The sequence below is a fragment of the Variovorax boronicumulans genome, assembly GCF_019352895.1.
Lineage (GTDB): Bacteria > Pseudomonadota > Gammaproteobacteria > Burkholderiales > Burkholderiaceae_C > Variovorax > Variovorax boronicumulans_A.
On the sequence record NZ_JAAAFX010000009.1, the window covers coordinates 1,458,027 to 1,477,298 of the forward strand.

At 69.9% G+C, this 19,272-nt stretch carries 14 protein-coding genes and 1 pseudogene; 10 read left to right on the forward strand and 5 right to left on the reverse strand.

All coding sequences use genetic code 11. The annotated features are described in order from the left end of the window. Positions 1-4 precede the first annotated feature (4 nt). Entirely contained in the window at positions 5-2,290 is a 2,286-nt protein-coding gene (gene bglX / locus K0H49_RS25900) for a beta-glucosidase BglX (protein WP_219218815.1), read from the reverse strand. Positions 2,291-2,613: 323 nt separating this feature from the next. Between bglX and K0H49_RS25905 the strand changes: the two genes are divergently transcribed. Continuing rightward, complete coding sequence (locus K0H49_RS25905) at positions 2,614-4,278, forward strand: glucan biosynthesis protein G (RefSeq protein ID WP_219218816.1); 1,665 nt, start codon at positions 2,614-2,616, stop codon at positions 4,276-4,278. A gap of 46 nt (positions 4,279-4,324) precedes the next feature. On the opposite strand, the gene K0H49_RS25910 is transcribed toward K0H49_RS25905, so the two are convergent. Both K0H49_RS25910 and K0H49_RS25915 read right to left on the reverse strand, forming a co-directional pair. Then, a complete protein-coding gene (locus tag K0H49_RS25910; RefSeq protein WP_219218818.1) occupies positions 4,325-4,963 on the reverse strand; it encodes a 3-oxoacid CoA-transferase subunit B in 639 nt (212 codons plus the stop codon). Between the two features lies 1 nt (position 4,964). Beyond that, the gene (locus K0H49_RS25915; RefSeq protein ID WP_219219199.1) at positions 4,965-5,777 is read right to left on the reverse strand and encodes a CoA transferase subunit A; all 813 of its coding nucleotides are present in this window, start codon (positions 5,775-5,777) and stop codon (positions 4,965-4,967) included. Between the two features lie 91 nt (positions 5,778-5,868). Between K0H49_RS25915 and K0H49_RS25920 the strand changes: the two genes are divergently transcribed. The 3 genes and pseudogenes from K0H49_RS25920 to K0H49_RS25930 all read left to right on the forward strand — a co-directional run bounded on the left by K0H49_RS25920 (position 5,869) and on the right by K0H49_RS25930 (position 8,747). Next, entirely contained in the window at positions 5,869-6,480 is a 612-nt protein-coding gene (locus tag K0H49_RS25920; protein ID WP_219218820.1) for a LuxR C-terminal-related transcriptional regulator, read from the forward strand. 219 nt (positions 6,481-6,699) lie between these two features. Further along, positions 6,700-7,005: pseudogene (locus K0H49_RS25925) on the forward strand (signal peptide protein); the annotation flags it as partial. A 149-nt stretch (positions 7,006-7,154) separates the two neighbouring features. Continuing rightward, on the forward strand, positions 7,155-8,747 hold the full coding sequence (locus K0H49_RS25930) for a glucan biosynthesis protein (RefSeq protein WP_219218823.1): 1,593 nt from the start codon (positions 7,155-7,157) through the stop codon (positions 8,745-8,747). Between the two features lie 18 nt (positions 8,748-8,765). Here the strand turns inward: K0H49_RS25930 and K0H49_RS25935 are convergent, their stop codons facing one another. Continuing rightward, positions 8,766-9,245: a ribonuclease HI family protein gene (locus K0H49_RS25935; RefSeq protein ID WP_219218825.1), complete on the reverse strand. Its 480-nt coding sequence runs from the start codon at positions 9,243-9,245 to the stop codon at positions 8,766-8,768. Between the two features lie 70 nt (positions 9,246-9,315). Here K0H49_RS25935 and K0H49_RS25940 point away from each other — a divergent pair, with 70 nt between their 5' ends. From K0H49_RS25940 to K0H49_RS25965, 6 genes are all read left to right on the forward strand, one after another. Then, entirely contained in the window at positions 9,316-10,254 is a 939-nt protein-coding gene (locus K0H49_RS25940) for a DedA family protein/thiosulfate sulfurtransferase GlpE (RefSeq protein ID WP_219218828.1), read from the forward strand. A gap of 125 nt (positions 10,255-10,379) precedes the next feature. Continuing rightward, entirely contained in the window at positions 10,380-10,925 is a 546-nt protein-coding gene (locus K0H49_RS25945) for an RNA polymerase sigma factor (protein WP_219218830.1), read from the forward strand. A 76-nt stretch (positions 10,926-11,001) separates the two neighbouring features. After that, on the forward strand, positions 11,002-12,057 hold the full coding sequence (locus tag K0H49_RS25950) for a FecR family protein (protein WP_219218832.1): 1,056 nt from the start codon (positions 11,002-11,004) through the stop codon (positions 12,055-12,057). A 123-nt stretch (positions 12,058-12,180) separates the two neighbouring features. Continuing rightward, positions 12,181-14,586, forward strand: a complete 2,406-nt coding sequence (locus K0H49_RS25955; RefSeq protein ID WP_219218834.1) for a TonB-dependent siderophore receptor — start codon at positions 12,181-12,183, stop codon at positions 14,584-14,586. A gap of 204 nt (positions 14,587-14,790) precedes the next feature. Continuing rightward, positions 14,791-17,436, forward strand: coding sequence for an autotransporter family protein (locus tag K0H49_RS25960; protein ID WP_219218836.1), 2,646 nt, complete (start codon positions 14,791-14,793; stop codon positions 17,434-17,436). A 124-nt stretch (positions 17,437-17,560) separates the two neighbouring features. Further along, positions 17,561-18,796, forward strand: a complete 1,236-nt coding sequence (locus K0H49_RS25965; protein WP_374122420.1) for an MFS transporter — start codon at positions 17,561-17,563, stop codon at positions 18,794-18,796. Here the strand turns inward: K0H49_RS25965 and K0H49_RS25970 are convergent. Then, positions 18,783-19,187, reverse strand: a complete 405-nt coding sequence (locus K0H49_RS25970; RefSeq protein WP_374122421.1) for an FKBP-type peptidyl-prolyl cis-trans isomerase — start codon at positions 19,185-19,187, stop codon at positions 18,783-18,785. The genes K0H49_RS25965 and K0H49_RS25970 overlap by 14 nt on opposite strands. Positions 19,188-19,272 lie beyond the last annotated feature (85 nt).

The following is a 19,272-nucleotide window of genomic DNA, read 5'->3' on the forward strand; positions in this document are numbered from 1 at the left end:
GAAGCTATCGAAGCTCGAAAGTCTGCTGCTTCACGGCCTCGGAATCCAGGCCGACCTGCACGTTGAAGGCACCGGGCTCGGCCACGTTCTGCAGTTGCGCGTTGAAGAAGCGCAGCTTGGATTCGTCGATCGTGAAACGCACCGTCTGCTGCTCGCCGGGCTGCAGCATGAGCTTGCGGAAATCCTTGAGCTCCTTGACCGGGCGCACCACCGAGGCGGCCACGTCCTGGATGTAGAGCTGCACCACGGTCTCGCCCGCGCGCTGGCCGGTGTTCTTCACGTTGATGGCCGCTTCGATCCTGCCGTTGCGGGCCATGGTCGGCCCCGACAGCACCACGTCGGACAGTGCGAAGTCGGTGTAGCTCAGGCCATAGCCGAAAGGGTACAGCGGACCGTTGGTCTCCTCGAAGTACTGCGAGGTGTAGTTGCCCGGCTTGCCCACGGTGAAGGGCCGGCCCAGGCGGGCATGGTTGTAGTAGGTCGGGATCTGGCCGACCGAGCGCGGGAAGGAGATGGGGAGCTTGCCCGAGGGGTTGTAGTCGCCGAACAGCACGTCGGCGATCGCGTGGCCGCCTTCGGTGCCGGTGTACCAGGTCTCGAGGATGGCATCGGCCTCCTGCTGCTCGCGCTGCAGCGCCAGCGGGCGGCCGTTCATCAGCACCAGCACGAGCGGCTTGCCGGTGGCCTTGAGCGCGGTGATCAGGTCGCGCTGGCTCTGCGGGAGGTCGAGGCTGGTGCGGCTCGACGATTCGTGCGACATGCCGCGCGCCTCGCCCACGGCGGCGACGACCACGTCGCTCTGCCGCGCGGCGGCCACGGCCTCCTCGATCATCGCGGCCGGGCTGCGCTTGTCCTGCACGACCTCGGGCGTGTCCCAGTTGAGGAAGTTCAGGTACTTGACGATGGCCTCGTCGTTGGTGATGTTGGCGCCGCGTGCATAGACCACGCGCCCTTGCGTGCCGACGGCCGCGTTCAGGCCGGTGCGCAGCGTGACGGCGTTCTTCGAGTTGCCGGCGGCCGACCAGCTGCCCAGCATGTCGATCGGCGCATCGGCCAGCGGACCGACCAGCGCAATGGTCTTCGACTTCGCGAGCGGCAGGGCGCTGTTGCGGTTCTCGAGCAGCACCATCGACTTGCGCGCCACCTCGCGCGCCGCCGGGCGGTGCAGGCGGCTCTCGGCGTCGAGGTCCGCCGGATCGTCCTTGGCCACGCCGATGCGCAGGTAGGGGTTGTGGAACAGGCCCATGTCGTACTTGGCGCCCAGCACCTCGCGCACCGCGCTGTCGATCTCGCCGGTCGTGACCTCGCCCGACTGCACCAGGCCGGGCAGCTCCTTCAGGTAGACCGAATCGGCCATGCTCAGGTCGATGCCATTCTTGATCGCGAGCCTGGCGGCCTCGCGCTCGTCCTTGGCCACGCCATGGCGCATGAGCTCGACGATCGCGCCGTGGTCGCTCACGGTCACGCCCTTGAAGCCCCAGTCCTTGCGCAGCAGGTCCTGCATGAGCCAGGTGTTGGAGGTGGCCGGCACGCCGTTGATGGAGTTGAGCGCCACCATCACACCGCCCGCGCCGGCATCGATCGCGGCGCGGTACGGCGGCAGGTAGTCCTGGTACATGCGCATCGGGCTCATGTCGACCGTGTTGTAGTCGCGCCCGCCCTCGACCGCGCCGTACAGCGCGAAGTGCTTGACGCTGGTCATGATGCGGTCGGCCGGCACCGGCAGCGAGCCCTGAAAGCCCTTGACCGTGGCGCGCGCGATCTCGGACACCAGGTACGGGTCTTCGCCGAAGCCCTCGGAGGTGCGACCCCAGCGCGGGTCGCGCGCGATGTCGACCATGGGCGCGAAGGTCATGTCGACCGAATCGCCGGCTGCTTCCTTGGCGGCGGTGCGTGCCATCAGGCTCACGGCCGCCATATCCCAGCTCGAGGCCAGGCCCAGGCCGATCGGGAAGGTGGTGCGATGGCCATGGATCACGTCGTAGGCGAAGAACATCGGGATCTTCAGCCGGCCTTTCATGGCCGCGTCCTGCAGCAGCCGGTTGTGCGGGCGGTTGACCGAGTTGAAGGTGCCGCCCACGCGACCGGCGGTGATCTCCTCGGCGAGTTGCGCGATGGGCATCTCGGGGCCGATGCTGATCAGGCGCAGCTGGCCGATTTTTTCATCGAGGCTCATCTTTCCCACGATGTCGGCAATGAAGGCACTCTTGTTGTTCAGCGCTGCGGGATCGTGTTGGGCGAAGGCCAGCGGGCTGGCCAGGCCGGCCGCGACGGCCAGCAGAAACGACATCTTCAAAATCAATCCCTTTCAGATGGTGAGCCGCAAAGCCGGTCTTGGCCGACAGGCTCGCGCAATCGGCGATGCTAAGCTAAGCGCATGTTGGCGAGGCGATCACGCCTCGTTGCCGAAGCCTTCGCATTTCATGCTCATCGCCCGCGCAATTCCTCCTACACAGTCGGGCCTTTCAAGCGTCGAAGCCACGGTTCCCGACGCATGAACGCCACGACCTCGAGTGTGGCGGAGCCTCCCGCGGATTCTTGTCGGGAATCACCGCGAGTTCATCGCACCGCACCCGCACCTCTGCCTTCCACCTGCCTCGCAGACACCACTTCATGACTTCCAAGCCCAACGCCCCACTGAAGAAGACGCCGTCGCTCCCCCTGCTGTGCGCAGGCGCCCTCGCCTCCCTGCTGTGCGCCGGCCAGGCCCAGGCCTTCTCGCTCGACGACGTGACCGCCAAGGCGCGCGCGCTGATGGAGCAGCCCTATGCGGCGCGCGCCAACAACCTGCCGCCGGTCTTCAGCGGCATGCAGTTCGCCGACTACCAGAAGATGCAACCGCGCGCCGACCGCTTCGAGTGGCGCGACCAGGCCACGCCCTTCCGCCTGAACTTCTATCACCAGGGCATGCACTTCAATGCGCCCGTGCGCATCAACGAGATCAACGGCGACACGGTGCAGGAGATCAAGTACGACCCCGAGCGCTTCGACTTCGGCAACCTGAACTTCGACAAGGGCGCGACCAGCACGCTGGGCTATGCGGGCTTTCGCGTGCTCTACCCGATCAACCAGGCGGGCAAGAACGACGAGATCATGAGCTTCCTGGGCGCGAGCTACTTCCGCGTGGTCGGCAAGGGCCAGGTCTACGGCCTGTCGGCGCGCGGGCTGTCGATCGACACCGCGCCGCCCGGCGGCGAGGAGTTTCCCGACTTCCGCGAGTTCTGGGTGCAGCGACCCTCGGGCACGGACAAGCAGATCGTGATCTACGCGCTGCTCGATTCGCCACGCGCCACCGGCGCCTACCAGTTCATCCTCACGCCCGGCGGCAAGGATGCGGTGGTCGACGTGCAGGCCAACGTCTTCGTGCGCGGCGACATCAAGACGCTGGGCGTGGCGCCGCTGACCAGCATGTTCCTCTACGGCCCGAACCAGCAGTCGGACCTGAAGCGCAACTTCCGCCCGGCCATCCACGACTCCAACGGCCTCGCCATCCAGACCGGCAGCGGCGAATGGCTGTGGCGTCCGCTGAACAATCCGAAGAACCTCGCGATCAGCACCTTCACGGTCGAGAACCCGAAGGGCTTCGGCCTGCTGCAGCGCGGCCACGAGTTCTGGCGCTATGAAGACCTCAAGGACCGCTACGACCTGCGGCCCAGCGCCTGGATCGAACCGCAGGGCAACTGGGGCAAGGGCAAGGTCACGCTGATGGAGATCCCCACGCCCGACGAGACCAACGACAACATCGTGGCCTTCTGGACCCCCGACGAGCCCACGCGCAAGGGCCAGGCCCTGCAGTTCGCCTACCGCATGCACTGGACCACCGACGAGCCCGCGCTGCACGGCCAGGACAACGCCTGGGTGCGCCAGACCTTCCACACCGACGGCGAGCAGCTGCAGGCCAACCTGATCCGCGCGTTCGACGGCAGCAGCGCCTTCCTGATCGACTTCGAGGGCCCGGTGCTGGCCAAGCTGCCGCCCGACACGCCGGTCAGCGCGCTGGTGAGCGTGGGCGACAACGCCGAACTGCTGGAGAACACGGTGCAGCGCAATCCCGCCATCAAGGGCGTGCGCGTGTCGCTGCGGGTGAAGGTGAAGAACCCGGCGCTGCCGGTGGAGATGCGCGCCGCGCTGATGCAGGGCGACAAGCCGTTGAGCGAGACCTGGAGCTACCAGCTGCCGCCGAATCCGCAGGCGGTGGTGCCGCCCGTGGCACCGGCGGTGACGCCAGTGGCACCTGCTGCAACCCCCGCACCGGCGGCACCACAGCCCGCCTCCTGAGCAAGGGAGGCCGGAGCCGCCGAGGGCGGGCGGCTCCGGGGCAGGATCAGCGGATCAGCTGAACGCCGGTCTTGGCCTGCAGGGTCTCGAAGCTCACGCCGTCGGCGAGTTCGACCAGCTTCAGGCCCTCGGGCGTCACGTCCAACACGGCCAGGTCGGTGATGATCCGGTCGACCACGGCCACGCCGGTCAGCGGCAGCGTGCACTCTTCGAGGATCTTCAGGTCCTCGGTGCCGTCCTTCTTCTTCGCGACGTGCTCCATCAGCACGATCACGCGCTTGACGCCGGCCACCAGGTCCATGGCGCCGCCCATGCCCTTGACCATCTTGCCCGGGATCATCCAGTTGGCCAGGTCGCCCTTGGCGCTGACCTGCATCGCGCCCAGGATCGACAGGTTGATCTTGCCGCCGCGGATCATCGCGAAGCTTTCATGGCTGCCGAAGATGGCCGAGCCGGGAATCGTCGTGACGGTCTGCTTGCCAGCGTTGATCAGGTCGGCGTCGACGTTGTCCTCGGTCGGGAAGGCGCCGATACCCAGCATGCCGTTCTCGCTCTGCAGCCAGACTTCCTTGGTGCCCGTGTGGTTGGCCACCAGCGTCGGGATGCCGATGCCGAGGTTCACGTAGAAGCCGTCTTCGAGTTCCTGGGCCGCGCGTGCGGCCATCTGGTCTTGGGTCCAGGGCATCTCAGGCTCCTTCTTTCTTGCTGACGGGGACGGTGGGCACGGGCACTTCGCTGCCGGCGGCGGCCTGCGCGATGGCGGCCTGCGCCTCGACCTTGGCAGCCGCGGCATCGACCGGTGCGGCCGCGCTCACGGTGCGCTTCTCGATGCGCTTCTCGGGGTTGGCGTTGAGCACGATGCGGTGCACGTAGATGCCCGGCAGGTGGATGTCGTCGGGGCCCAGCTCGCCGACTTCGACGATCTTCTCGACCTCGACGATGCAGACCTTGCCGGCCATCGCGGCCGCGGGGTTGAAATTGCGCGCCGTGAGGCGGAAGCGCAGGTTGCCCGACTTGTCGGCCACGTCGGCCTTGACCAGTGCCACGTCGGGCACCAGCGAGCGTTCCATCACGTAGGTCTCGCCGTCGAACTCGCGCAGTTCCTTGCCCTCGGCCACCTGCGTGCCCACGCCGGTCTTGGTGAAGAAGGCCGGGATGCCCGCGCCGCCGGCGCGCAGCTTCTCGGCCAGCGTGCCCTGGGGCGTGAATTCGAGCTCGAGCTCCTTGGCCAGGAACTGACGCTCGAACTCCTTGTTCTCGCCCACGTAGCTGGCGATCATCTTCTTGATCTGCCGGGTCTCGAGCAGCTTGCCGAGGCCGAAGCCGTCGACGCCCGCGTTGTTCGAGACCACCGTCAGGTTCTGCACGTTGCTGTCCTTGAGCGCATCGATGAGCGCTTCAGGGATGCCGCAGAGGCCGAAGCCGCCGACGGCGAGCATCTGGTCGTCGGCGACGACGCCGGCCAGCGCCTCCTTGGCGGAGGCATAGATCTTGTTCACCATGGGTCGTGATCCTCGCGAGCTGAGTGAAAGAAGGAATGAAGAAAGAGCCTCCGACGATACTACGTACCCGCATACGTAGTATTTCGTAATGGAGACACCTGAGCAGACCCGCGCACCCCCGGCCGCCCCCGGCCTCGGCGCCATCGACTACCGGCTGGCCTTCGAGCACGCGCCGGTGGGCATGGTGCTGTCGCGCAACCGCACCATGGTCGATTGCAACCAGCGGCTGTGCGAGATGTTCGGTGCCGCGCGCGAGACGCTGGTGGGCCAGTCCTTCCAGGTGCTCTATCCCAGCGTGGCCGAGTTCGAGCGCATCGGCAAGCGCATGGTGCCGATCCTCAATCACGTCGGCCGCTACGCCGACAACCGCATGATGCGGCGGCTCGGGAGCCTGCATGGCGCCTTTGCGGGCGAGACCTTCTGGTGCCACGTGACCGGCCATGCGCTCAACCGCGCCGCACCGCACGAGGCCGGCATCTGGACCTTCGAGGACCTGGGCTCGCGTCGCAGCGCCAAGGCCGAACTCACGCCGCGCGAACGCGAGGTCGCGGCGCAGGTGATGCAGGGCCTGACCTCCAAGGAGATCGGCCGCGTGCTGGGCATCAGCCACCGCACGGTCGAGCTGCACCGCGCGCGGCTGATGCGCAAGTACGCGGCCGCCACCACGGCCGAGCTGGTGCAGAAGCTGATGGCCGGCTGAACGCCGGCAGCGGCCTCGCCCTCGCCGGGCGCGATGCAGGGTGACGAAAATCACGCGCCGATGGTGCGACACACACGCGTACAACTCGGCGGTCAACAGAAAGATCACCGGGGCGTTGGTTGGGGCATGCACGTCTTTCCGTGCGTACCTGGAGATGCAACCTTGAAAAAAGCTCTGATCCTGTTGGCTGTCGGTACCGTCTTCACCGCCTCGGTCTTCGCGCAGAAGGCCCCCACAGCGCCCGCTGCCATGAGCCCCGCGCCCGCAGCCCAGATGGCACCCGCAGCACCGGCTGCACCGGCTGCACCGGCTGCACCGGCCACCGCTCCCGCGGCCAAGCCCATGGCGACCGCCGCTGCCGCGGCGCCTGCACCGGGCGCCACCGCCGGCCAGGTCTGGGTCAATGGCAAGGTCTACCACTGCCCCAGCGACAAGTACTTCGGCAAGACCAAGCAGGGTTCGTACATGTCCGAGGCCGATGCCAAGGCCAAGGGCGCGCACGTGGCGCACGGCAAGGCCTGCTGACCTGCGTGTCCTCAGGCAAGTCCGCTCATCCGGGCTTGCCTGAACCGAGGTGCACGGCGCATGCAACAAGTTGAATCGGTTGCAACGGTTTCAGCGGGAGCCCTGCGCCTACACCCGCGTGCCGAGCGCCTGTGCACCATCGTCGGCACATGCTCCATCGACGACACTTCATTGCCGCCAGTGGCAGCGCACTGACCCTCGCCTCCCTGGGACTTCCTGCCGACGCACTCGCGGCCACCGGGCTTCAGCTCGGTCCTCCCAGCCCCTTCTCCTTCGACCGGCTCGCCGCCCTGGCCGAGTCGCTGGCCTCCAGGCCTTTCGTCGCCGCCGCACCCTTGCCGGCCGGCGTGCTCGAGCGCATCGACTACGAAGCCCACGGCAAGATCCGCTTCGACACCGACAGCGCGCTGTTCCGCGACGGCCCGGGCAACTTCCCCGTCACCTTCTTCCACCTCGGGCGCTTCTTCCCGACGCCGGTGCACATGCACCTGCTGGAGACGGCGGCGGGCGACGCCTTTTCGCGCGAGATCCTCTATGACCCGGGCTACTTCGACATGCCGGCCGACAGCCCGGCGCGCAAGCTGCCGCCGGGCGCGGGCTTCGCGGGCTTCCGCTTCCAGGAAAGCCGGCTCGGCGACCCGAAGCAGCTGGACTGGAAGAAGAACGACTGGGTGGCCTTCCTCGGCGCCTCGTACTTCCGCGCCATCGGCGAGCTCTACCAGTACGGCCTGTCGGCGCGCGGCATCGCGATCGACGTGGCCGAGCCCGACCGGCCCGAAGAGTTTCCGGCCTTCACCCGCTTCTACTTCGAGCCTTCGGCACCGGGCAGCACCAGCGTCACGGTCCATGCGCTGCTCGAGGGACCGAGCATCACCGGTGCCTACCGCTTCGTGATGGAGCGCACGAAGGCCGTGCGGATGGACGTCGAGTGCCGGCTCTTCCTGCGGCGCGACGTGGCACGGCTGGGCATCGCGCCCTTGACCTCCATGTACTGGTTTTCGGAGACGCATCCCAGCAGCATCGACTGGCGCCCGGAGGTGCACGACTCCGACGGCCTGGCGATGTGGAGCGGTGGCGGCGAGCGCATCTGGCGCCCGCTCAACAACCCGGAGCAGACCACCGCTTCGGCCTTCGTCGACACCCGGCCGCGCGGCTTCGGGCTGCTGCAGCGCGACCGCGCGTTCGAGCACTACCTCGACGGCGTGCACTACGAGAAGCGCCCCAGCCTCTGGGTCGAGCCCATGGGCGATTGGGGCGAAGGCGCCGTGCAACTCATCGAGATCCAGACCGACGACGAGATCCACGACAACACGGTCGCCTTCTGGGTGCCCAAGGCGCCGGCCACGGCCGGCTCGCGGTTCGCGTTGCGTTACCGGCTGCACTGGACCGACGTGGAGCCCTACCCTTCGCCGCTGGCGCGCTGCGTGGCCACGCGCACCGGCCGCGGCGGCCAGCCCGGGCAGCCGCGGCCCGCGGGCGTGCGCAAGTTCATGGTCGAGTTCCTCGGCGGCCCGCTGGCCGCGCTGCCGACCGGCACCAGGCCCGAGCTGGTGCTGACCACTTCACGCGGCAAGTTCTCCTACCTGTTCGCCGAGGCCGTGCCCAACGGCGTGCCCGGCCACTGGCGCGCGCAGTTCGACTTCACGGCCGACGGCAAGGAGACGGTCGACATGCGGCTCTATCTCAAGAGCGGCGATCAGACGCTGTCGGAAACCTGGCTGTACCAGCACCATCCCGCGTAGCGCACGTGGCGCACCGTGTCAGGCGCGGGCCTTGTGGCGCCGGCCGGCCTTGCCGCGCGGCTTGGCGGCGGGCTTCGGCGCCATGCCCAGTGCCGCCCGGGCCAGCGCATCGGCCTCGGCGTTGCGGTGCCGCGGTATCCATTGCAGCGCCACGCGCTCGAAGGACGCGAGCAGCGCGCGCGCCTCGTCGAACAGATCCGCCAGCCGCTCGATCGGCTTGACGGCGCGCCCCCCCAGCTGTTCGACCAGGATGCTGTTGTCGCTGTAGACCTGCACCGCCGCGGCCCCCTGCGCCCGTGCGGCCAGCAAGGCCTCGGTCAATGCCCGCAGTTCGGCCTCGTTGTTGCAGCCGACCGAGTGCGTGGCGCGCGACAGCGCATGGCGCGAGCCGTCGGGCGCGATCAGCAGCGCGCCCAGGCCCATGCGGCCGGGGTTGGGCACGGCGCTGCCGTCGCAATAGACGGTCCAGGCGGGGGAATCTGAAACAGGAACGGCCATGCACCACGCTACCAGATGAACAGCCACAGTTCGGGCCGCACGTGAAATGCGAAACGGTTAGATTGCGCGCATGCAAGAACTCCTGTCCCTGGCCACCGCGCATGGCGTCACGGTGGTCTTCCTGGCCACGCTCGCCGCCCGCCTCGGCGTGCCGGTGCCGGCCTCGGCCGTGCTGGTGGTGGCCGGCGGGCTGGCGGCCATGGGGCAGATCCCGCTCTGGGCCACGGTGGCGGTCGCACTGGCCGGCAACCTGCTGGGCGACGCCGCCTGGTTCTATGCCGGGCGCCGCTTCGGCCACCGCATCATGCGGCTGCTGTGCAAGGTCTCGCTCTCGCCCGACACCTGCGTGCGGCAGAGCGAGTCGCTGATCACGCGCTGGGGCGGCACCTCGCTGATCGCCGCCAAGTTCGTGCCGGGCGTGTCGGTGGTCGCGCCACCGATGGCCGGCGCGCTGCAGATGTCGACCGCACGCTTCCTCGGTTTCGACACGCTGGCCGCGGCCATCTGGTCGGCCGCCTTCCTGGTGCCGGGCTGGCTGTTCAGCAGCCAGATCCAGGCCGTGCTCGACGCCATGGCCGATGCCGGCGCGGCCGCGCTGGTGGTGCTGGCGATCGCCGTGGCGGCCGCCCTGGGCCTGCGCTACTGGCGGCGCCGCGCGATGCTGCTGAGCATCGACATCCCGCGCGTGAGCGTCGACGAGCTGCACGCGCTGATGGCCTCCGACGCGCCGCCGCTGGTGATCGACGTGCGCTCGCCGGCCGGCGCCGAACTCGAACCGCGCCGGATTCCGGGCGCGATCGTGCTGCACCTGCAGGACGTGAAGGCCCAGCGCGGGCTGCCCGACTTCTCGGCGCACCACGAGATCGTGCTGTATTGCAACTGCCCGAACGAGGTCTCGGCGGCGATGGCGGCGCGCCTGCTGCAGACACGCGGTGCGAAGCGGGCCCGGCCGCTGGCAGGCGGGCTCGACGCGTGGCTGGCCTCGGGGCGCGCGACCGAATCGGGCTGAGGGCCGTCGACCGGCGTCGGAGATAATCGCGCTCCGTCTTCTGAATCGCCCCCAGGTCAGCCACGCCAAGCGAAGCCCACCTGCCCCCAGGACTTCGACCCGCCCTCTCCGGCCGTGGACTGCCCGTGTTCGAGCGTTACTACCGCGAACTGCTGAACTTCCTCGCCCGCAAGGTGCGGGACCGCGAGACTGCGGCCGATCTGGCGCAGGAGAGCTTCGCGCGCGTGTACGCGGCCGAGCGCAACGGCGTGGAGGTGCGCGACCCGCGCGCACTGCTCTACCAGACCGCGCGCAACCTGGTCACCGACGACCATCGCCGCAGCGAAACACGCAGCGAGCCCGGCCCGCACGATGCCGTGGTCGAGCCCGACGAACAGGCCGGTCCCGAGGCGCAGGAGCCCGAGGCCGCGCTGGCTTCGCGCCAGCGCTTCGAAGCCATTGCCGCCGTGATCGACACCTTGCCCCCGCGTTGCCGCGAAGCCTTCCTCTGCGTCAAGTTCGACGGCCTGTCGCATGCCGAGACCGCCGCGCGCATGGGCATCGCGACCAAGACGGTGGAGATGCAGGTCCAGATCGCGCTGGAGGCCTGCTGGGCGGCGCTGGAGGACTTCGATGGCACGGCCGGCGTGCCGCACCCTTCGCGCGCGCGCAAGCGCCGACCCACGAAATGAAAAGAATCCGACGATCCCGGCCGGCGCCTACAGGGTGCGGCACCGCCCGTGCGTCTACAACAGCAAGAGCCCCCGCATGAATGCCCCTGCCCCGCCATCCGAAGAAGCCGCGCGCCTGCGCCGGGATGCGCTCGGGTGGTTCGTGTGCCGCCAGGATGCCGCCTGGGCCCTGGCGGACGAGCGCGCCTTCCAGGCCTGGCTGTCCGCGAGCCCCCTGCACGGCGAGGCCTACCAAAGCTGCGCCGCGCCCTGGCAAACGCTCGACGCCATGCCCGACGACCTGCGGGCCCGCATGCGCGGCCAGCTGGCCCGCGACAAGACCGCGCTCGAACGCGCGCCGCGGCGGTCCGCGCCGCGCTCGCGGCGGCGCTTCCTGCAGCCGCTCTTCGCGGCCGCAGGCGCGGCGGCCGTGCTGGGCGGCGTGGGCTACGTCGCCTGGCAGCAGCTGCTGGCCCAGCCCCGATGGACCCAGGCCTTCGCCACCGAGCGCGGGCAGCAGAAGGACATCCCCCTGCCCGACGGCAGCCGGCTGCGGCTGGACACGGCCACCCGCATCGAGGTGGTCTTCTACCGCCAGCGGCGCGAAGTCCGGCTGCACGAAGGCCAGGCGGTGTTCTCGGTGGAGCCCGATGCGTCGCGCCCCTTCGACGTGCTGGCCGGCCCGCTGCGCGTGACCGTGGTCGGCACGCGCTTCTCGGTGCGGCACACGCCCGGGCAGTCCGGCCACGACGGGGTCACGGTGGCGGTGGCGCAAGGCAAGGTCCGGGTGGCGCGTGCCGATGCGCCCGCCGGTCAAGGAGACCCGTCCGTGTTGCTGACCCCGGGACAGCAGGTCGCGAGCGACGCCCAGGGCGCGCTCGGCCCGGTGGGCCCCGTGCCCGCCGCCGGCATCGCGCCCTGGCGCGAGCAGCGCCTGAGCTTCACCGACGTGCCGCTGGGCCAGGCGCTCGAAGAACTGGCGCGCTATGGGCGCACCGGCCTGGTGGTGCGCGACCCGCAGGTAGCCGCACTGCGGCTGACCGGCACCTTCGACCCGATGAACCGCGCGACGCTGCGGCTCGCGCTGCCTCGGGTGCTGCCGGTGCGCCTGCAGCAGGACGGGCGCGACACCGAAGTGCTGCTCGCGCGCTGAAAACGGGTCGGTCCGGCCCCTTTCAAAAACAAATGAGATTTATTTCAGAATGCATACAGGGTGGCCGGCCCCCTGTGCGTCTTCCCAGGTAGGAACCATTTTTTCTACCTGGAGCACATCGAAATGAATCGCCTTCTGACGCGGCCCGCGCCGCTTGCCGTGGCGCTCGCCCTGGTCTTCGGCATGGCCCCGGCCCTCGCGCAGAACGGCCCTGCCGGCACGCCGATGCAGATCAGCATCGGCGCCCAGCCGCTGGCCTCGGCACTCAACGACTGGGCGCGCCAGACGCGGCTCCAGCTCGCGGTGCAGCAGGACGTGGTGGCAGGCAGGACCGCACCGGCCGTGTCGGGCCAGCTGAGCCCGCGCCAGGCGCTCGAACGCCTGCTGGCCGGCAGCGGCCTCTTCGGCCGCTTCGAGGGCAACATCGTGACGGTCGAGCGCCAGGCCGCCTCCTCGGGCACGACGCTGGGCGCGATCACCGTCACGGCCACGACGGAGCGCGAGACCGCGACCAGCCCGGTGCTCGGCTATGTGGCGCAACGCAGCGCCACGGGCACCAAGACCGACACGCCGCTGATCGAGACGCCGCAGTCGATCTCGGTCGTGACGTCCGACTTCATCGAGGCCACCGGCGCGCTGCGCCTCAAGGACGCGCTGGCCTACACGCCCGGCATCAACGTGTCGCCCTGGGGCGCCGATTCGCGCTTCGACTGGACCATCATCCGCGGCTTCGACGCCCAGACGCCCGGCTACTACCTCGACGGCCTGCAGCTGCGCAACAACAACGGCTGGGCCATCTGGCAGACCGAGAACTACGGCACCGAGCGCATCGAGGTGCTGCGCGGTCCCTCGTCGGTGCTCTATGGCCAGACCGGCCCGGGCGGCATGATCAACGTGGTCAGCAAGCGGCCCACCGAGGAGCCGCTGCGCGAACTGCAGCTCCAGCTGGGCGACCACTCGCGGCGCCAGGTCGCGGGCGACTTCTCGGGCCCGGTCGACGCCGACGGCAAGCTGCTGTACCGCTTCACCGGCCTGGTACGCGACGCCAAGCTGGAAGGCAGCGGCCTGCCCAACGACCGCGTGTTCCTCGCGCCCTCGCTGACCTGGAAGCCCTCGGGCGACACCTCGCTCACGCTGCTCTCGCACTACCTGCGCATCCGTGACGGCAGCTCCTACGGCAGCTTCCCCGAGGTCGGCACGCTGCTGCCCAATCCCAACGGCCGCTTCTCGCCCAAGACCTATGTGGGCGAGCCCGGCTTCGACCACTTCAACCAGGACCAGTGGATGGTGGGCTACCTGCTCGACCATCGCCTGAACGACACCTGGACGCTGCGCCAGAACCTGCGCTACGGCTCGATCAAGGTCGACTACCGGCAGGTCTACAACCAGAGCGACTTCGCGATCGTCAACCCCGACGATCCGGCGGACCCGGCCAACTTCCGCGTGCTCAACCGCTTCCCCTTCGGCAGCCACGAGAGCGCGCGGCTCCTGACCCTCGACAACCAGGCGCAGGCCAGGCTCCGGCTGGGCGACTGGCAGCACACCGTGCTGTTCGGCCTGGACCACCAGCGCTCGCGCAACGACCAGCGCACCTACAACGCCGGCACGGTCTCGGGCATCGACGGCTACGACCCGGTCTACACCCACGACGTGGTGCCCGGCGACCCGTGGTTCGACGCCCGGACCCGCCTGGTGCAGACCGGCGCCTACCTGCAGGACCAGGTCAAGTGGGGCGACTGGGTGGCGACGCTGGGCGGCCGCTACGACAGCGCCACCGCCACGCTCGACAGCCACACCGACGGCTCCCGCACCCGCATCTCCGACCACAAGTTCACCCGCCGCGCGGGCCTGGTCTACCTGCATCCGAGCGGCTGGGCGCCGTACCTCAGCTACTCCGAGTCCTTCTCGCCGACCGCGACCATCGACCCCGAGACCAACACCCCGCTCAAGCCCGAGACCGGGCGCCAGTACGAGGTCGGCGTGCGCTACCAGCCGGTCGACGGCAAGAGCAGGTACAGCGCCGCGATCTTCGACCTGCGCCGCAAGAACTACATCACCTACACGCCGGACTTCCTGCCCAAGCAGACCGGCGAGATCCTGGTGCGCGGGCTCGAGCTCGAAGCGGCCTTCCAGCCGGTCAAGCGCATGAACGTGATCGCCGCCTACACCTACACGCCCAAGGCCATCGTCACGGCCAGCAGCACGCCCAGCGAGATCGGCAAGCAGATGCAGGCGGTGTCGCGCAACCAGCTCTCGGCGTGGACCGACTACCGCTTCGATTCCGGTTTCAGGGTCGGCCTGGGCGCGCGCTTCATGGGCTCGAACCACGGCTACCAGGAATCGGCGGCCGCGAAGGTGCCCTCGTACACCGTGTTCGATGCGCTCGTCGGCTACGAGCTGCAGCACTGGAGCCTGGCGCTGAACCTGCGCAACCTCACGAACAAGACCTACCTCAACGCCTGCAGCGCCGGCAGCTGCCGCTACGCCGAGCTGCGCAAGGTCGTGGCGACGGCGACCTACAACTTCTAGCGGGCCGGCGCGGCGATCACAGCCGCCCAGCGCGGCCGGCGGGCGCGCCGGGAGGGCATGGACACCCCTTCGCGCAAGGCGCCGCCTCGTCGAAACAGGACTGTGGCCTGCGCGCAACCCGGGATTTCCAACGGTTTCTCAAATGTTAACCAGAACCCACAATGGGCCGATCCCATCCTGGTCGCGATACCTTGAGGAGCCCTCATGCCCGTTGAAACGCAGCGTCTTCGCATCCGCCACCGCACCCCGCGCCAAGCCGGAGGAAGACCGCGTGCCACGCTGACGGCAGCGCTCGCCGCGCTGGCGGGCCTGTCCGGCGGCGCGGCCGAAGCCGCGTGCGGCCCCACCCTCTCCCCGGGCAGCGGCGTCAGCGTGCTCTGCCAGGGGACGATCACCGGCTCGACCAGCGTACAGGCCGCGACCAACAGCACCGACGTCACGATCACGGTCGACACCGGCGCCTCGCTGAGCACCAACGCCACCCAGGCGCTGGTGGTCGGCGACCGCAGCCGCATCACCAACAACGGCAGCATCACGGTCTCGGGCGGCTCGGGCCCCGCGCGGGCCGCCATGGCGGCGACCGGCGACGACAACGTGCTGACCAACAACGGCAGCATCCGCACCACCAGCAGCGGCACCGCGGGCATGGCCACGCCCTCGGGCAGCAGCACGCGCAGCACGCTGACCAACACCGGCAGCATCACGACCACCGGCGGCAGCTCGCACGGCATCTTCGTCTTCGGTCCGGGCAACACCGTGACCAACAGCGGCACCATCACCGTCAGCGGCACCGCCTCCAAGGGCGTGTACCTGCAAGGCGGCAACGGGGTGGCCAACCTGCTGATCAACACCGGCACCATCCGCGCGCTGGGCGCCAACACCTCGCCTTCCGCCGGCTTCGCCGACGCGGTGCATGCCAACACGGTGGGCGCCGCCAGCTTCTTCTCGCGGGTCGAGAACCGCGCGGGCGGCGTGATCTCGAGCGCGAGCTCCTACGGCTACCGCGGCCAGAACGGCAACGACGTGCTGGTCAATGCCGGCCTGATCGAAGGCGCCGGCGGCGCCACGCAGGACGGTGCGATCTTCATGGGCCCGCTGGGCACGGGCACGCTGATCCTGCAGACCGGCTCGGTGATCCGCGGCGCGGCCGACGGCGGCGGCGCGCGCAGCGACACCTTTCTCGAAGGCAGCGGCACGGTCGACAACGCCTTCCGCAATTTCCAGAACCTCACGATGCGCGGCACCGACTGGCGCTGGACCACCGACGCCACGTTCGCCAACAGCATCCGCGTCGAGAGCGGCCGCTTCGAAGTGAGCGGCACGCTGAGCAGCCCCGGCATCGCGATGCTGCCCGGCACGGTGGTGGCGGGCACCGGCACCTTCGCGGGCAACGTGACCAACCAGGGCACCTGGCAGCCCGGGCCCGGCGCGGGCAATGGCTACGGCGCGTTCACGGTGCGCGGCAACTACGTGGGCAATGGCGCGCTGCTGCAGGTCAACAGCGTGCTCGGCAGCGACGGCTCGCCGGCCGACCGGCTGGTGATCGACGGCGGCACGGCCTCGGGCGACACACGCATCCAGGTCAGCAACCGCGGCGGCACCGGTGCGGCGACCGTGGCCGACGGCATCGTACTGGTGCAGGCCGTCAATGGCGCCACCACCACGCCCACGGCCTTCGCGCTGGCGCAGCCGGTCGAGGCCGGCGCCTATGCCTACCGCCTGTTCCGCGGCGGCGCCAACGGCGCGACCGGCGACGCCACGCAGAGCTGGTACCTGCGCACCAACGCGCTGGCGGTGGGCGGTGCGGTGGTCGGCTCGCCCGAAGAGGCCGCGGCCGTGATCGCCGAGGCCGCCGCCGCCCATCCCGGCGCGCCGCCGCCGGCGGTCGCGCCGGTCACGCTGTACCGGCCCGAGGTCGCGCTCTACAGCACGATCCCGATCGTCGTGCGCCAGCTCGGCATCGCGCAGCTCGGCACCTTCAACGAGCGCCAGGGCGACACCGGCCTGCTGCTGCGCGACGCCAATGCGCCCGCCTCCTGGGCCCGCGTCTTCGGACAGCGCACGAAGCAACAGCTCAATGGCGACGCCCGCCCACAGTTCGACGGCACGCTGAGCGGCCTGCAGGTCGGGCACGATCTGCTCTCGCGGCGCGGCGACGGCGGCAGCAGCGACCGCGCCGGGCTGATGGCCGGCTACACCCGCGCCAGCGGCGACGCGAGCGGCATGGCCGACGGCGCGACGAAGACCCAGGTCGGCCAGCTGGTGGTCGAGGGCTACAGCCTGGGCGCCTACTGGACGCACATCGGCACCACGGGCTGGTACAGCGATGCGGTGCTCATGGGCACGCGCTACAAGGCCGATGCGCTGTCGACGCTGGGCCGGGGTGGCAAGCCGCGCGGCGACCTGTTCACCGCGTCGATCGAGGCCGGCTACCCGGTGGCGCTGGGCGGCAGCGCGGTGCTCGAACCGCAGGCCCAGCTCATCTGGCAGCGCAGTTCGCTCGACGACATCGACGACGGCATCGCCACGGTCCGCTTCGACAACGACAACGCGGTGATGGCGCGGCTGGGCGCGCGCCTGTACGGCACGGTCGGCAGCACGGGCGCGTGGAAGCCCTACCTCAAGCTCAACCTGTGGCATGCGCTGCGCGGCAGCACCGACGCGGTGTTCGGCGCCAGCGATGCGGTGCAGACGCAGCGCAACGCCAGCGCGCTGGAGCTCGGCGCGGGCATCACGGGACAGGTCAGCACCGCGGTCTCGCTGTACGCCGGCCTGTCGGCCACCCGCGCGCTGGGCGCCACGGAACTGCGCAGCGTGCAGGGGCAGGTGGGGCTTCGGGTCCACTGGTAGGGACGTCCGGGCGCCACGATTGTTGGCGCCGGGGAAACACACTGGGACCGTCCGGTGGCTTGGTCTGAAGCGCCGCGGTGCCCACACTCCAGGGTTTGCACATACGCCCCTCGGAGCCCTCCCCGTGTCCCCTTCCTGCCCCACCTGCGACGACGCCGTCGCCACCCCGGCGCTCGCACCCGCCCTCGCGGCACCCCGCTCGGCCTGGCTCGCGGTCGGCTCGATCGCCGTGGGCACCTTCGTCATGGTCACGACCGAGTTCCTGCCGGTCGGCCTGCTCACCGACATCGCGCGCGGCCTGAACGTGTCCGACGGCACCGCGGGCCTGATGGTCACGATGCCGGGCGTGCTCGCGGCCTTCGCCGCACCGGCGCTGACCGTGGCCGCGGGCCGGCTCGACCGGCGCACGGTGGTGCTGGCGCTGACCGCGCTGCTGCTGGTGTCGAACCTGCTGGCCGCCTTCGCGCCCAGCTTCTCGACCATGCTGGTGGCGCGCCTGCTGCTGGGCCTGTGCGTGGGCGGCTTCTGGTCCTTCGCGCCCGCCGTGGGCACGCAGCTGGTGCCGCCGGCCGACCAGCCGCGTGCGATGTCGATGATCCTGGCCGGCATCTCGGTGGGCACCGTGCTGGGCGTGCCGGCCGGTGCGCTGCTGGGCAGCGTCGCGGGCTGGCGCTCGGCCTTCGCGGCCTCGGCGCTGCTGACCGCGGTGGTGCTGGTGGTGCAGCTGTGGCTGCTGCCCGCGCTGCCGGCGCTGCGCGCCATCCGGCCGCGCGACCTGCTCACGCCGCTGACGCGCCGCCTGGCGGCCGTCGGCCTGGCGGCGGTCGTGCTGATGGTGGCCGGGCACTTCGCGGCCTACACCTACCTCAAGCCGCTGCTGCAACAGATCTTCGGCCTCTCGCCGGCGCTGGTCACGGCCCTGCTGCTGGTCTATGGCGCGGCGGGCTTCGTGGGCAACTTCATCGGCGGGCGCATCGTGGCGCGCAGCCCGTTGACGGCGGTGATCGCCACCACCCTGCTGCTGGCCGCTTCGCTGGCCGTCTCGACGCTGATCGGTGCGGGCGTGGCCGCGGGGGCGGTGGTGGTGCTGGCCTGGGGTGTGGCCTTCGGCATGGTGCCGGTCTCGGCCACGGGCTGGATGCTCAAGGCGCTGCCCGAGGCACCCGAGGCCGGCCAGGCCATGCTGGTGACGGCCTTCCAGGTCGCGATCGCCTCGGGCGCGCTGCTGGGCGGCCTGGCGGTCGACGGCCGGGGCATCGCGAGCGCCATGCTGCTGGGGAGCGTGCTGGTGCTCGCGGCCGCCGCGGTGGCGGCCGTGCTGGGGCGCGCGCCGCGCGCCGCCGCGCTCAGCGTCCCTTGACCGAGATCAGCTCGACCTCGAAGTTGAGCGTGGCATTGGGCGGGATCACGCCGCCCGCGCCGCGCGCGCCGTAGGCGATGGCCGGCGGGCACACCAGCTTGGCCTTGCCACCGGGCTTCATCTTCTGCACGCCTTCGGTCCAGCAGGGGATCACGCCCGACAGCGGAAACTCGATCGGCTCGCCGCGCTTGTAGGAGCTGTCGAACTCCTTGCCGCTGTCCGGGAAGGTGCCGCGGTAGTGCACCTTGACCGTGTCGCTGGCCGTGGGCGAGGCGCCGCTGCCTTCCGTGAGCGACTGGTAGATCAGGCCGCTGGGCGTGGTGACCGGTGCGCTCTGGGCGAAGGCGGCCGACGAAAGACACAGGAGGGAAGCACACAGCAGAAATCGCACGGGATGTCCTTGGAGGGATGAAAGCCCCATTATTGCGGGCTGGCGCCACGCCACCACAGGCAGGCGCGGCGGCGGCTGACAGGGC